The organism is Paenibacillus sp. Y280 (genome assembly GCF_056786335.1).
On the sequence record NZ_JBXCIW010000022.1, the window covers coordinates 13,322 to 27,446 of the forward strand.

At 45.3% G+C, this 14,125-nt stretch carries 15 protein-coding genes and 2 riboswitches; of the genes, 13 read left to right on the top strand and 2 right to left on the bottom strand.

Annotation, left to right across the window (positions count from 1 at the left end; translation table 11 throughout):
- Window positions 1-29: 29 nt before the first annotated feature.
- Window positions 30-132, bottom strand: a riboswitch (TPP riboswitch).
- An 87-nt stretch (window positions 133-219) separates the two neighbouring features.
- From AC1TPC_RS21770 to AC1TPC_RS21790, 5 genes are all read left to right on the top strand, one after another.
- On the top strand, window positions 220-780 hold the full coding sequence (locus AC1TPC_RS21770) for an SLOG family protein (protein ID WP_482068904.1): 561 nt from the start codon (window positions 220-222) through the stop codon (window positions 778-780).
- A 118-nt stretch (window positions 781-898) separates the two neighbouring features.
- Window positions 899-1,504, top strand: a complete 606-nt coding sequence (locus AC1TPC_RS21775) for a DUF2087 domain-containing protein (protein ID WP_482068905.1) — start codon at window positions 899-901, stop codon at window positions 1,502-1,504.
- 98 nt (window positions 1,505-1,602) lie between these two features.
- The gene (locus AC1TPC_RS21780) at window positions 1,603-2,514 is read left to right on the top strand and encodes a phosphotransferase (protein WP_482068906.1); all 912 of its coding nucleotides are present in this window, start codon (window positions 1,603-1,605) and stop codon (window positions 2,512-2,514) included.
- A gap of 358 nt (window positions 2,515-2,872) precedes the next feature.
- Window positions 2,873-2,952: riboswitch (ZMP/ZTP riboswitch) on the top strand.
- Between the two features lie 60 nt (window positions 2,953-3,012).
- Entirely contained in the window at window positions 3,013-3,588 is a 576-nt protein-coding gene (locus tag AC1TPC_RS21785; protein ID WP_482068907.1) for a DJ-1/PfpI family protein, read from the top strand.
- 174 nt (window positions 3,589-3,762) lie between these two features.
- Window positions 3,763-4,959 (top strand): MFS transporter, encoded by a 1,197-nt coding sequence (locus AC1TPC_RS21790; protein ID WP_482068908.1) that lies wholly within the window; start codon window positions 3,763-3,765, stop codon window positions 4,957-4,959.
- Between the two features lie 451 nt (window positions 4,960-5,410).
- On the opposite strand, the gene AC1TPC_RS21795 is transcribed toward AC1TPC_RS21790, so the two are convergent.
- Window positions 5,411-5,629, bottom strand: a complete 219-nt coding sequence (locus AC1TPC_RS21795; RefSeq protein WP_482068909.1) for a hypothetical protein — start codon at window positions 5,627-5,629, stop codon at window positions 5,411-5,413.
- A gap of 228 nt (window positions 5,630-5,857) precedes the next feature.
- Here AC1TPC_RS21795 and AC1TPC_RS21800 point away from each other — a divergent pair, with 228 nt between their 5' ends.
- The 5 genes from AC1TPC_RS21800 to AC1TPC_RS21820 all read left to right on the top strand — a co-directional run bounded on the left by AC1TPC_RS21800 (window position 5,858) and on the right by AC1TPC_RS21820 (window position 9,602).
- A complete protein-coding gene (locus AC1TPC_RS21800) occupies window positions 5,858-6,310 on the top strand; it encodes a hypothetical protein (RefSeq protein ID WP_482068910.1) in 453 nt (150 codons plus the stop codon).
- 72 nt (window positions 6,311-6,382) lie between these two features.
- Complete coding sequence (locus AC1TPC_RS21805; protein ID WP_482068911.1) at window positions 6,383-6,865, top strand: NUDIX hydrolase; 483 nt, start codon at window positions 6,383-6,385, stop codon at window positions 6,863-6,865.
- A gap of 47 nt (window positions 6,866-6,912) precedes the next feature.
- The gene (locus AC1TPC_RS21810) at window positions 6,913-7,329 is read left to right on the top strand and encodes a hypothetical protein (RefSeq protein ID WP_482068912.1); all 417 of its coding nucleotides are present in this window, start codon (window positions 6,913-6,915) and stop codon (window positions 7,327-7,329) included.
- A 150-nt stretch (window positions 7,330-7,479) separates the two neighbouring features.
- Window positions 7,480-8,838, top strand: a complete 1,359-nt coding sequence (locus tag AC1TPC_RS21815; RefSeq protein WP_482068913.1) for a hypothetical protein — start codon at window positions 7,480-7,482, stop codon at window positions 8,836-8,838.
- Window positions 8,839-8,933: 95 nt separating this feature from the next.
- Complete coding sequence (locus AC1TPC_RS21820; protein ID WP_482068914.1) at window positions 8,934-9,602, top strand: DNA alkylation repair protein; 669 nt, start codon at window positions 8,934-8,936, stop codon at window positions 9,600-9,602.
- A 1-nt stretch (window position 9,603) separates the two neighbouring features.
- Here the strand turns inward: AC1TPC_RS21820 and AC1TPC_RS21825 are convergent, their stop codons facing one another.
- Window positions 9,604-10,995, bottom strand: coding sequence for an MFS transporter (locus AC1TPC_RS21825; RefSeq protein WP_482068915.1), 1,392 nt, complete (start codon window positions 10,993-10,995; stop codon window positions 9,604-9,606).
- 128 nt (window positions 10,996-11,123) lie between these two features.
- Between AC1TPC_RS21825 and AC1TPC_RS21830 the strand changes: the two genes are divergently transcribed.
- The 3 genes from AC1TPC_RS21830 (at window position 11,124) to AC1TPC_RS21840 (ending at window position 13,859) form a co-directional block, all read left to right on the top strand.
- Window positions 11,124-11,429, top strand: coding sequence for an ArsR/SmtB family transcription factor (locus tag AC1TPC_RS21830; protein ID WP_482068916.1), 306 nt, complete (start codon window positions 11,124-11,126; stop codon window positions 11,427-11,429).
- Between the two features lie 80 nt (window positions 11,430-11,509).
- Window positions 11,510-13,066, top strand: coding sequence for a sensor domain-containing diguanylate cyclase (locus tag AC1TPC_RS21835; RefSeq protein ID WP_482068917.1), 1,557 nt, complete (start codon window positions 11,510-11,512; stop codon window positions 13,064-13,066).
- A 217-nt stretch (window positions 13,067-13,283) separates the two neighbouring features.
- Complete coding sequence (locus AC1TPC_RS21840) at window positions 13,284-13,859, top strand: GNAT family N-acetyltransferase (protein WP_482068918.1); 576 nt, start codon at window positions 13,284-13,286, stop codon at window positions 13,857-13,859.
- Window positions 13,860-14,125: the final 266 nt, after the last annotated feature.

Below are 14,125 nucleotides of genomic sequence, written 5' to 3' on the forward strand. Positions count from 1 at the left end.
TCATACAAGGCTTGCGCGCGTGAATGAATGCTGTTTCTGCTCCACTTCCCTCCGCTGGAATGATCCAGATCAGGTTCAAAGGGTCCGGAGCATGCGCTCCATCTCAGCCGTTAGACTCCCCTAGTGAAATAAATTGGTCCATATTCAATTTGTATTTTTTCTACTATAGCATACACTGGAAAGATGTAAACCATAATTATCCGAAAAGGCGTTGAACTAATGAAAAATTTACTCGTTACGGGCTATCGCGCGCATGAGCTTAATATTTTTAGCCAGAAGCATGAAGGCATCGTTTATATTAAAAAAGCGTTGACGGGCAAGCTGGTGCCGCTCATAGAGGATGGTCTCGAATGGGTAATTACGCCAGGCCAGTACGGCGTTGACCTTTGGGCTTGCGAGGTCGTGATCGCGCTCAAGGAGATGTATCCTCATCTGCGGCTTTCGATTATTTCCGCATACGCTAATCCGGAAGAGAAGTGGAAGGACGATAAAAAGGAATTTTATCAGCAGGTGCTAAAAGGGGTCGATTATTACGCTTCCGTCAGCAATCAGCCATATAACGGGATTTGGCAATTTACGGCGCGGGACGAGCTGCTGTTTCGCAGAACGGACGGCATTTTGCTCGTTTACGACGAGGATGCAGGCGAAGGCAGTCCGAAGTTTTTTAAAGAACGGGCGCTGAAGAAGCAGCAAGCAGAAGGCTACGAATATATAAGCATCAGCTCGGAGGATATCCAAAGCATCGCGGATGATGACAATTTGTATTCCGAGCATTCATGATGGTTACAAAAAAATACGAAACTTATGATTTGACAAATCATAGGTTACCCGTTATTATCTGATTAGATAAATATCTAATTAGATAAATGTTAAATTTAAAACAAAGGGGAATAAAAATATGCAGCTGGATAAGGTTGTGGCTTATCATAAGGCGCTGGCTGATGCGACGAGAATTAAGCTGTTGATCATGCTGGCAGAAGGCGAGCTTAACGGGCAAGAGCTTGCAGAGAAGCTAGGCGTTACGCCAGCAACGGTCACGCATCATGCGACTAAGCTGCGGGAGGCCAGCTTAATTAATGAGCGCAGAGAAAAGAATACGATTTATTTTTCGCTGAACCATTATTTTATTAAGAGCAACGCCAGCGCTGCGGAGCAGCTCATTTATCGGAATGCGGGAACGGAGAGGGGATTGGAGAGTATGGAGGAAAGCAGCAAGCGTCTAAAGGAATCGGTTATCCGCAATTTTTTTACGGCGGAGGGAAAGCTGAAGCATATTCCCGCCCAGCATAAGAAAAAACTGATCGCGCTTCAGCATATCGTATCGCACCTGACGAGAGGGCAGAAGTATACGGAAAAGGAAATAAACGCGTTTATTAAAGGCTTCCATGACGATTTCGCTACGATCCGGCGGGAATTTATTATGCATCAATTCATGTTTAGAGAAAACGATATTTACGAACTGAACCCGCAAGAAATGTGGGCAAAATGGGAGACATTAGCTTAAAGCTGGCGGAAAAATTAAATATACCTGTTTTGTGCCTGTAAAATTTGGAGCAATCGGGCTAAGATGAACGTATTCCATCCATTAAGGGAGCTGTTCGATTGTCTGATAGAGGTGAACTTGTTTCACAGGTGCTGATTACTGCGGAGAAGCTTGGGTTTACGGACATTGATCCCGTTATTTTAAGTGAAGGCGGAAATTTGATCATTCATTTGGCTCCTCATGCGATTACTGTTCGAGTGGCTGTTGTTCTTTCTGAGAAAAACGCAGAGCTTGCACATGATATTCTCGAGCGCGAGCTGCAGGTGGCCAATCATTTGCACCATAATGGCGTACCAGTACTGCTGCCGATTCCAAATGCAGGACCTCATCGTGTTGGGAGCAGGTGGGCGACATTTTGGCATTACGCGCCTCCTGCACCATTGGAGCCGCTTTCGCCAAGCGAGGCAGTTGAACTCGTTAATGCTCTTACCTTAGCGATGAGTGGCTTCACTGCGTGTACCATCCCTGTTCTCGGTGTATGGGAAAGGGCCTATGAGTCGGCTTCAAGGCTCATTGAACAGACAGATCCTCGTATCCAAGCTTTGCTGTCGATTTTTTGGGAGATAGACAACCAAATGCGAAGGCTTGAACCTGAAGCTCTGATGCCAGCTCATGGAGATGCGCATGCCCGAAACTTGCTCCCGAGTCCAGAAGGCTGGAAATGGATCGATTTTGAGGATGTATGCTACATGCCGGCTTATTGGGATCTAGCCTCTTATGTCAGTAATCTTGTCTTATTTGGAGGATTACAAGAGCCAACCTACGCATACATGATGAGCAGTACGGAAATCATTGCCGGCCAACCGTCGTTTACGTTCGCCCTTACGGCAAGGACCCTTGCGGCTACTGTATCCAACCTGGATTTAGCTTTGGCAGGAGATGGGGATTTGGCATTTGCATTCAAGCAGTTGGAGCATGCAGAGCACTTTCTACGTCGAATTAATCCAAGCCTAATGCTTCCCAATGCATAGCAAAAAAGGAGCTGTCTCATAAGGACTAAACTCGAAATCGTGGTGCATGGGCTATTCCTGTGCCAGAGGGCGGTGATGGAAAAGAGAGCTGCAGCGGACAGAGAATCCTTTATTTTTCTAATTCAACGATTATTGTGGCATTCGCGGACTCAGGATCCGCTAATCACTCAGAAAACCCCATTCTAACCTCGTTTAGATGGAGGGACGGATCTCCTGTCCTCTTATTACGCTAAAAGGGTCAAAACGCAAATATACCAGAACTACTGTCCGCTCGAAAGCTCGTTTTTGGATGCAAGGCTATCGTTTTCAGAAAAAAACATTGCATTCTGCCCATTTTCCTCATACAATAAAGTAAATATCTGGTATGTGCGACTGGCGTAAACGTGGACAACCACAAGGGAGCATATATTCATATCGCCGTACGCCTGGGCAAAGTATTTGATCCTCGATCAAGTGCTTTTTTTATTTTAACGATGATGAAAGGTCAGGTGTTCTGGTATGAGGATCGCATTCATTCTATATGATCAGATGACTACGCTGGATTTTGTCGGTTTTTATGATGCAGTAACGAGATTAGGGAAGTTCGAAGCAGAAATGAAGATGTCATGGGATTTTTGTTCGAACAAAGAGCTGATTACGGATGATCGCGGACTGACTATGAAGATAGACCGGGTTCTTCCTGACCTGTCAGCCTATGATTTACTATTTATCCCGGGCGGCTTTTCGACAAGGCAGCTAAGATATGATGCCGATTTTATAGCATGGATTCAAACTGCACGTGATGTGGAGTACAAGGTGTCGGTGTGCACAGGAGCATTAATTTTGGGTGCTGCGGGTTATTTGCATGACAAAAAAGCGACAACAAATCCGTCTGCTTACGAGCTGCTGGCGCCTTATTGCGCAGAGGTGATTAAGGAGCGTTACGTGAGGGATGGGAATGTTTTTACGGGCGGAGGCGTCTCGGCTTCTATTGATTTGGGTCTATATGTCGTGGAATCTCTTATTAGCGCTGAGGCAGCTAGGCAAATTCAAGAAAAGATGGATTATCCCTACTACACTGCTGCGAGAAACTGATAAGATTTTTGCGGAAAAATGTTGCTTGGGTAACTTTCGTCAAAGTATTATAAACGGCAGTACAGGGGCTTCGCGAGCAAGCTGGCAATGAAAGGCTGTTGTCAGGCATTTCCGCCAAGTATACAATGTGTAAGGGGAAATAGACAATAATTATTCAAGGAGAGTGCAAGAGGTTTGTCATCAGGTGTAATTGCAAGAGGTTCGGTTTCATTTCGTTTTCGTTTAATTACTTTGCTGCTGGTCGTCGTAGTCGCGGGCATGAGCCAAGGGCTGTTGCTGCCGCTGCTGTCTATTATGCTGGAGGACTCCGGCATTTCATCGGATATGAACGGTATTAACTCGGCTGCTATGTATATCGGCATTTTCTGTACGATGTTTTTCGTGGAGAAGCCGGTCATGCGTTTTGGTTACAAAAAAGTGATCGTAGCAGGGATTGCGTTAGTTACGCTTGCGAGTCTGCTCTTCCCATTCACAGAGTCGCTAGCTATATGGTTCGTCTTGCGTCTGCTTGTCGGCGTAGGCGACAGCTCGCTCCATTATGCAACTCAGCTATGGATTGTAAGCTCAAGCCCCGCTGATCGGAGAGGGAGATATATTTCTCTATACGGTATGGCATACGGTCTTGGCTTCAGTATAGGGCCGCTTGGCATTAATCTTCTACCGCTTGGAAGATCGGTTCCGTTTGTTGTTTCCTGCCTATTTTTTGTCACGGTTCTTCTGTTAGTTCTGCGGATGAAAACTGAGATGCCCGAGCGAGCTGCAAGAGGCGCTGCGGCGGAAAATCGGTTCGTGAGAACGTATCGCATGGCGTGGTTTGTGCTTATACCGGGCTTCCTGTACGGCTTGATGGAAGCTTCCATGAACAGCAGCTTCCCGCTGTACGGCTTGCGCATCGATTTAAGCCAGCACTGGATCTCCCTGCTGTTATTGGCTTTCGGCGTTGGAAGCCTGATCCTGCAGCTGCCGCTTGGCATCATGAGCGACCGAATCGGGCGAAAGCCGGTGCTAATTGCCTGCGGTATAATCGGATCGCTAGCTTTCTTCGCGATACCTGCTGCTGGCGGCAATGTTGCAATGCTTCTCGTGCTATTCGTAATTGCCGGAGGAGCAGTCGGATCGTTCTATTCGCTCGGTCTTGCCTATGCCGCGGATATATTGCCTCGCGCTATACTGCCAGCGGCGAATGTGATCGCATCGATCCACTTCAGCCTTGGCAGCATCATGGGGCCGACTCTCGGAGGTTATGGCATACGCTATATTTCCGATTCTGTAAACTTTCTATTCTTGGGCGCTACATTCCTCATTTTTGCAATGCTCGGCTTCGGATTTCGTCCAAATAGGCGAGCGGAGGATGTGAAAGCGTCGATGTAGGACATTTTAGTCATAGAAGCAGCAAGCTCAACAAACAGCATGATTAACAAACTAGTGTGTGATTAACAAACCAATGAACGATTAACAAACTAGTGTATGATTAACGGGAAAAGCTCCTGTTATTTCAAAACATTTCAAGCGAAAATGGTGTTTAGATGGATTTTCTCCTGTTAATTTTCAATTTTTTACCTAGTTCGGGTGAATTTGATCCTTTTAACGGGAGGTTTTCCATCTAAATGATCAATCGCTGCCTCAAAAGAAATTTTAGATGGACTTTTTCCTGTTATTTCTTTTCAGATGCAATGGTTTGAGGGAAAGGCGAGATCAGGGCATTCGAATACAACGCCTAATACGCAAAACGAGCCTTAGAAGCGATTCTAAGTGCTCGTTTTTTTGGATATTTTTCAGCTCAGAAAAATTTGCGCTTCTTGGTGGCAATAGGAAATCCGCTTCAATCAAACTTATTTGCGCTGGATGACTTGTGCTTAGTCTCTTCCTTGTGCTTCTCATCCTGCACTTGAAGCTTCAAGTCTTCCACGGGGATAGGATCAACCGTCTGCTCGCTCTTAAACTTATCGAACAAGCTCTCCTTCTCCGTCGGGTATTGCTCGGGATGATCGCGATTGCCCTTCTTCACTGCACCGTCTGCATCCTTCTCGAATTCATTCATGCTTGTCCACCTCTTTTCATTGTTTCAATGTATGTACCCAAAAGATAAGGGGATCAAACGATGTGCTTGTAACTTTTTGCCAATATTGACGTCTAATATTTATCTAGTAAGCGGAAGTATGATTGTGCCGCTGCGTCTCGTTGCTCAACCGATGAGCGCAAAATGCCTTGAAGTGCTGCTGACATTACAGAAAAACGCTGGAGTTCGTAATTAGGAGGGGGGCATCATATGAGAAAAGGTTTGTTATTGATGGTTATGCTGTTGTTGGCAGGCACTTTTATGGCTGTTAATCCGGTTCAGGCAAGCTGGGCCTACTCTTTTGTCGTAAATGACGGGAAGATTTATGTTCTCTCGGAAGTCCAAGTTGAACCGGAACAAATTGGTGATAAGGTCGGCAAGGTTACTTCCTATTCGGATGAGGAGGGGACATACTCTGGCAATTTCTCCAACTCTTATCCGAAGGGCACGGAATACTACGCAGTCAAAGGCGTTGACATCAATGAGGCCATTGCGATAAAGGTAAGCGACGAAATATTTATAAAAGCAAATTATGAGGCTGAATATGAAGGAAAGCATTTTAGCTGGAAAAAAATATTGTTTTATTTAGCTGGGCTATTTGTGCTCGTCATGGTCATTCTCTTCGTGAAAAATAATTGGAAGCCAATTGATCGCGATCATTAACAAGCAGCTTATTTTGAGGTGGATTTATTTGCGAAATAAGGTTCGATCATATCTGTGCAGGAGGTAATGACTATGGCAATGCCGACACATATAGTGGCAGTAGGCGGTATCGTAGAGGATGAGCAAGGGTATATTCTTTTAGTGAAAACTCAGCATGGCGGTTGGGTATTTCCAGGCGGGCAAGTGGAGGCGGGTGAAAATCTAATAGATGCATTAAGCAGAGAAATAAAAGAGGAGAGCGGGATAGACACCGTTGTCTCTCACTTGATTGGCGTATATTCCAACACTGCGATATATAAATGGCATGACGGTATAACAGACGTGCCTACCAAAGTTATGCTCGACTATGTATGCAAGCCGGTAGGTGGACAATTGTGCACATCGGAGGAGACATCAGAAAGCTGTTGGATCGCTAAGGATCAAGTGCTTGATCGAATTGCTGCTCCCGCCATCCGCACTCGCTATCAGGCTTATTTGGACTTTTGTGGAAAAATAGCTTATATGGAATATGTAACAAAACCTCAGTTTGAGCTGAAGCTGAACAGAAATATTTAATAAGTAATCAAACGGATTCGTCATTATGGATAAGTGGGGCGGGTTTTATGAGAATAATGGCGATAATCGCAATCGTCTTATGCCTGATGGTTACGGGATGTATATACGCCGAAAAAAACATAACGTCAGCACAGGTAAAAGAGGCATTCAACAAGCATGGCGTTTTGCTCGTAGAGCAAACGGAAGCAAATCCAAAAGCTGTCTTCTCACGAGCGTATAATGGTGTTCTGCCTGAACAATTTGTTATAAATGATAACCAGTTAATCAGCCTGTATGTTTATCGCTCCAGCAGAGATGCCAAAAAAGGATTAAAGGATTTTGAGAATAAAACAGCAACAGCAGATGTTGTAGCGCACAACAGGTATCACATAGGGAATGTTGTTCTTTATTATGTTATCGATGTAGAATATCCAGATAAGCGAGTGGATATGGCGATTAGGGAATTAAAATCTCTACGCTCATAAAGAAATAAATATAAGCCGAAAAACGATAGCGCATCGTTTTTCGGCTTTAAATAATTGTATTGACACTACTGTTTTTCAATTGGTATACTATGGAACATTACATATTCCCGATTAAATCTATCGGAATTTAATTAAATGGAGGTTTTGTTCATGAGAAAAACGCAGTTATCTTACGCCAAATGGCTAATAGCCCTTCTCTTGTCCTTCTCTATCATTTTCACTCAATCAGCAGCTTTTGCCGAATCGCCTGCTGTATCAGCCACTCTGCAGGAGGATGGCGCAGCACAGTATAAGCAGTTTTTGAAGGGAAAATTTGATGTCAGTCTCTCGGGAAAAGTAACCAAAGGCGACTACATTGAGGCGGTAGCAGATATCCTCGGCTACAAGCCGTCTGGCAAAGAAGTAACCTTCTCCGATCTAAAGTCAGGCAGCGATTTGTATACAGCAGCTGCGGCTTTGTATGAGAAAGGGATTTTGTCAGGACCTGCCATTCAGGGCGAACAGGTGCTAACGATTTCCGTAGCGGTATCGATTGCGGTTAGAGCAACTGATCTGAAGGAGCTTGCTTATACATACCCGGCATCTAAAGTCGATAAAGCTTTGACTAAGCTGAACGTAAAAAGCAGTGTGCTTGGCACTAAATTGGCTCAAGAGGTAGCTGTTGCCGTTGACAATGGCTTGCTGACAGCTGACTTGTATGCCAGCTTTAAGCCAAAAAATGCAGCCGGCGAGCAATTGATCAACACGCTGCTTGGCAAAGTATTGATTACAAAAGGGCTTTACAAAAAGTATATCGGATATGTTAACGATGGCGATATTTACGCGAAGCTAAACAATGCATACCACACATCGGACATTATTGATGCTCCTAAGCTGCAGACGCTTGTAAATACGGCGCTGAAGCAGGATTTGATTACTGGCTACAACCTCAAGGATTCCCGTTTCAACGCAAACTTTGTGGATTCCTTGTCCCTCATTTACGGTCATTCCGATTTCAAACATGCGATTCAGCTCATTGGCCTGCTTCGCAGTGAAGGTCTGAACGCAAAGGTGCAGTTTGAGCCAAAAACATCAGCCTTTATCTTTTTAGCAGAGTGGGGCACTCCTGGACCTAATGTGGTTCAAATTGAAAATGGCAACTATATTTCTTACGCCAAAGAATATGATCTTGCCTTCGAATTCGCGAATGCGGCAGATAAAGCAGCTTTCCAGGACGTTATTTTAAAATATGCGAAAAAAGACAAGGCTGATCAAACGGGGCTGATCATTGAATCATGGTTCCAGCCGCTGTACTATTCGCAAACGGAACTGAAGGACTATGAAATTATTACGAACAACTTTATTACGGACAAGGATAGCCCGTATACGGTAAATCCGTTCTCGCTTAATGAAGATTCCGCGAAGGTAATTGCAGGCTTGAAAGCGATCGATCCGAATGTTAATGTTACGCCAATTCAATTTTGGGTAGATAAACCGTTCTATAGATATTTGCATGGAGAGGCGGTTTAACAAAAATTAATCAAAAACAACTTGGCAGCTCTGACCATCATTGATGGTTGGGGCTGCTTTATGTTATCGTTCAAGGAAAAGGAGCTGCTTATCCTATGACTGCGATTGCAAAGGCGCTTGAAGCACAATTTAGGGAACAGGCTAACCCAGAGAATGCTGTGCCTATGGAGGCATATATGCGCGGCCAATTCGTATTTCTGGGTATTAAAACACCGGAGCGAACGCAGCTGCTGCGAGAGTTCTGGAAGCATAAAGAAAAGCCGAAGGGCGAAGAGCTTTTGCAAACTGCAGAGCAGCTGTGGATGCTGAATGAGCGTGAATTCCATTATGTCGCGATGGGGCTGCTTGAGAAATACTGCAAAGAGGCGGCGCCAGCGCATATCGATAGGCTGGAGCGGTGGGTGACGACCCACTCATGGTGGGACACGGTTGATTTCATAGCGTCGCATCTTGTTGGCTTTCATCTGTCGAAGTATCCGGAATTAATAGCGGATTATTCGGAGCGCTGGATTATGTCGGATAACCTGTGGCTGCGCCGAACGGCGATTTTGTTTCAGCTGAGATATAAGCATCATACCGACACGGAGCGTTTGTTTGACTACATATGTCGAACAAAGGATGAGAGCGACTTTTTTATTCGCAAGGCAATTGGCTGGGCGCTGCGGGAATATGCAAAAACCGATGCACCCAGCGTGCATCGGTTCGTGAGCAATACGGCGCTTTCCCCGCTAAGCAGGAAGGAAGCGCTGAAGCATATGCGGTAGACTATTGAGGCTTGTGTTCTTTGAGCGTCTGCCTTGATGATGAATAGTATAGCCAAGAGGCAGCTATGGCAAATACGGCAATGACGGCCATGCCCCAAAAGATATTCGAGAAAGCGCGGCTAAGCGGGAGCTCGCTTTGCGAGGCCAGCACGATGCCGCTAATCGCAACACTGAAGGCGCCGCTAATAAATTGCGATAACTGGAATAAGCCCATCCCAGCGCCAACATGCTCGCCTGGCAGTATTCGCGACAGCTCGTTGGAAACGCTCGAGTTTAAAGCAGAGAATCCAACGCTCATCACCATATAAATAACCATAATGACATAGATGGAAAGATCCGCAAACAAAGCGAAGGAAACGGCTGCGACCAGCAAAAGCAAAGGAGTGAGACGAAGCAGCAGGCTGTTGCCAGAGCGATCGATGATTTTGCCTACTCGGTTCGAGGACAGCATAGCGACGAGCGCACCTGGGAAAATGATTAGGCCGGCTTGACCGGGTGTAAGCTTGAACAAATGAATGAGCACCTGCGGCAGCAAGAACAACGTTGCGAAATTATTAATATACGAGACGACGCCAAGCGAGATAAGACGGATATATCTTTTATTGCGGAACAAAGCTGGCTGTACAAACGGATTTGCCGCGCGATTAATGCGAATCCAAAATAAAACGAGCGCTGTAATCCCGCCAATTAGCGCAATCCAAAAATGGTTAGTCAAATACAATAGCACGCCGGTTGATCCGATTCCGACAAGCGAAGCGCCCAAGATGTCGAAGGAGCCTTTGCTTACCGCTTCATCTGGAAGCAGTCGGTAGAAGAGCGGAATTAAGAGCAGCGAGATGCCGGTTACGATGAACAGATCGTTCCAGCCCCAATACTGCGTGATCACACCCCCGACTACAGGCCCAAGCCCAAGACCAAGCGATGCGGCGGATGTAATGAGCGCCATCGATTTGCCGCGTCTGGCAAGTGGAATGAATCTCGTAATAAGGACGATCGTCAAGCTGAACACGGAGCCCGCACCGGATGCTTGAATGAGCCGTGCGACAAGCAGCAATAGATAATGATGACTAAAAAAACCTAGCACAGACGCGCCGCCCATGGCTATTAATCCAATTGTGAGCAGTAAGCGAATGGGCACAAAATCGGACAACCTGCTGTAGGTTATGGATGCAATGGCAAAGACGATGGAATAGCCGGTTATAATCCAAGAAGCGGCCGAGGTTGAAAGCATAAATTCCGTCGTTACTTGTGGAAGTGCCAAATTGAACATCATCGTATTCATGATGACTATAATGACGGTTAAGCCAAGCAGAGGGATAACAAGGCCGTCTCGAAAGGCGGGCTGTGCCTCGGTGGATAGTGGTGGGGCGGTAATCGTTGCAGCGTTTCTCATGGAACCTCCAATGGAAATAATAGTCTTTTTTTTCTTGTTTTCATTGTACGATTATTATCGTACTATGAGAATATAGCATGATCTGTAATATCAGGCAATAATGCTTGATAAGAAAGGAGCGAATGTGCGTGAAAATATTGTTTCATCCCAATCGCGATGATATTGAGCTTACTTCCGTGCTCTATGCATTAAGCGATCCAATCCGGCTCAGCATTGTCATCGATATCATGAAGAGCGGCGAGCAGCCCTGCGGTCACTTTGATTCTCCTGTCGCGAAGTCTACAATAACGCATCATGTTCGTACTTTGCGCGAGGCGGGTGTGCTCAACGTTCGCAAGCAAGGCACCCAGCATTTTTTGACGCTGCGGTTAGAGGATTTGAATTTGCGCTTTCCCGGGCTTCTGGAGGCTGTTATTCAGGCTGCCTCTATATAAAAGAATGGAAAAGTTATTTATTTTCTCGTCCATTTACGCTAAAATAAAGCTGTACTTTGGCAACGAGAGAAGGAATATCTGTGAGAAAACACAAGGGCTTTAGGCTTCGATTTGTACTAGGGCTATTAGTAATAAGCTCCGTTCTCATTACCGCCGTTATCGGCGGTTATTTTGCATGGAAAGCAAATAAGGACTCAATGTCTTCCGGTTATTTGGACAGCAATTATTACTACGCCAAGAAGCTGTCCTCCAATACGAGTGAATTATTGCAAATTATGCGCAGCAATATCGGTGAGATCGCCGCAAGGGCAGGCAAGAAAAACTTATCGCAAAAGGAATTGAATATTTGGTATCAGTCGAACAAGCATTATTTCAATTCGATACTGATTGCAGATCAAGATCGAAAAGTAACAGCTACAAGCATCATGGACAGCGGGGTCACGGAAGGGTTAGTATTGACCTCCGCAGCATCATTTCAAGCTATAGAACAGAAGCGTTCACTCATTTCCGAACCATACGTAGCGCCAATTTCGAATCGTCTGCTTGTTCTGATCTCGTCTCCCATCTTCGATGACCGCGGCGAGTACGCCGGATTTGCTGCTGGCACGATTTACTTGGATGAGAGCAATGCGATACACAAATTGCTAAGTGAACATTTTTACGGCAACGGCTCGTATGTCTATGTCGCAGATAAGCATGGCCATCTTATTTACCATCCGGATAAAAAACGGCTAAATGAAACCATTACAAACAACAAGGTCATTAATCAAGCGATAACAGGTCTTAGCGGATCTCAGAAAATCGTTAATTCAAAAGGCAAATCATACTTTGCAGGCTACGCTTTCGAGCCTATATCCGGCTGGGCGATTGTAGCGCAAACGCCTACTTCTATAGTAGATAAGCCTTTAAAAGAGTTAGTATGGAGCATATTGCTGCAATCGCTCCCGCTCTTTCTTGTGATATTGCTTGCGGCATGGTATGTTTCCTATGTCATATCCAAACCTCTTTTTCAACTAGCTGCTTATTCGGAGGATGCCATTTTGTCCACGAAGGCGGTACGCACCAAAATGCCAAAAGCAAAGTCGTATATTTATGAAGTGCGACAGCTTAATCAGAGTATAATTAACCATATTAATTTGTTGAATAAGGAAATTCGATTAGATGGATTAACAGGTCTTGCGAACAGGAAGACATTTGATTTGACTCTCCAGGAGTGGCTGGAGGAGGATATTCCGTTCGCGCTTATTCTGCTGGATATCGACTATTTCAAAAAAATTAATGATGAGCAAGGGCATCTCATTGGAGACGAAGTATTGATCCATTTGGCTTCTCAAATAGTTGCCTATTCCAGAAGCGATGATCTGTGCTTCCGCTACGGCGGCGAGGAATTTGGCATTTTGGTCAATCATGGAAATGTTCAAATCGCAGAGCAAATGGCTGAGCGTCTCAGAAAAGCAATCTCGGTTACTGTAAGTCCGGCTGGCAGTCCGATCTTCGTGTCCATAGGCATTTCATTGTCGACTCCAGGTACTGCGGATGCTAAGGATATCATCGAGATGGCGGACAAAGCGCTGTATCAATCCAAAGCGAGGGGTCGAAACCGAACGACGGTATATGAAAAAGAACTGGATGGCTAGCATACTAGCTTACCTGTTCTTTTTTTTATATGTAAGGGCATCTTGATCAACATTCCTCGCGATTTCTTGTTTAATCGTTATATATGGCACTTACATGCAATGCATTCACTTTCAAAGGAGATTGTGGTATGTTATCTGATCATGAAGAGGAAAAGCGGCAGTCAGTTGAATAGCGGCATGCCGATTATGTGCTTTTCTGAATAAAGGGGCTGGGTGGATGGCATTATCATACTCATTTCAAGTGTTTCCGCAGATGGAGACGGAACGGTTTATTTTGCGCAAGACGGAGGACCGGGATAAGAAGGATTTGTTTGAGCTTTATTCGGATGAGGACGTCGTAAAATATACTCCGCTAATGCCTTTCACTGAGGAGGCAGAAGCGTGGCAGGAAATGAACTGGCATATGGAGATTTTCGCTCAGCAAATCGGAATTAGATGGCTGATCGAGGAGAAAAGCACAGGAAAAGTGATTGGAACATGCGGTTTTTTGCATTATTTGAAGGAATTTGCCCGTACCGAAATCGGTTATGATCTGGCTCCAAGCTATTGGCGCAAAGGCATTATGAGTGAGGTGGCCGCGCCGATTATCGCATTTGGCTTCAACACCATGAAATTATACTGCATCGAAGCGAAGGTGGATTCGGGAAACGATGCCTCGATTGGTCTGCTGTCCAAGCTTGGATTCAAGCAGGCTGTCGATGTAAAGGAATTTGAGATCGAGAAAGGTACTATCGTTGAGCTGCTTGTTTTCACGCTGCTGCGGAAGGAATTTTCTATGTTGGAAAAGCGTTAAGCGGCTTTCATAACGGAGGCGAAGCGCGTATAATAGTGGGAGTGAGCTAACGCTTGCGGAGTAACGTTTTTCTTCACAAAACGAAGCGAATGCTTACTAAAACTTTTTAGGAGGGCAAAATCATGTCCATCAGCAAGGCGAAAAAAACAAGACAAAAGCTGGCGCAGCAGGGGCGCTTAACGCCGGATGTACTGCGAGGCAGCTGGCAGGGCGTCGTTCCAACGATTAAACGCACACCAACGCTGCAGGAAAAGCAAGCAAAACTT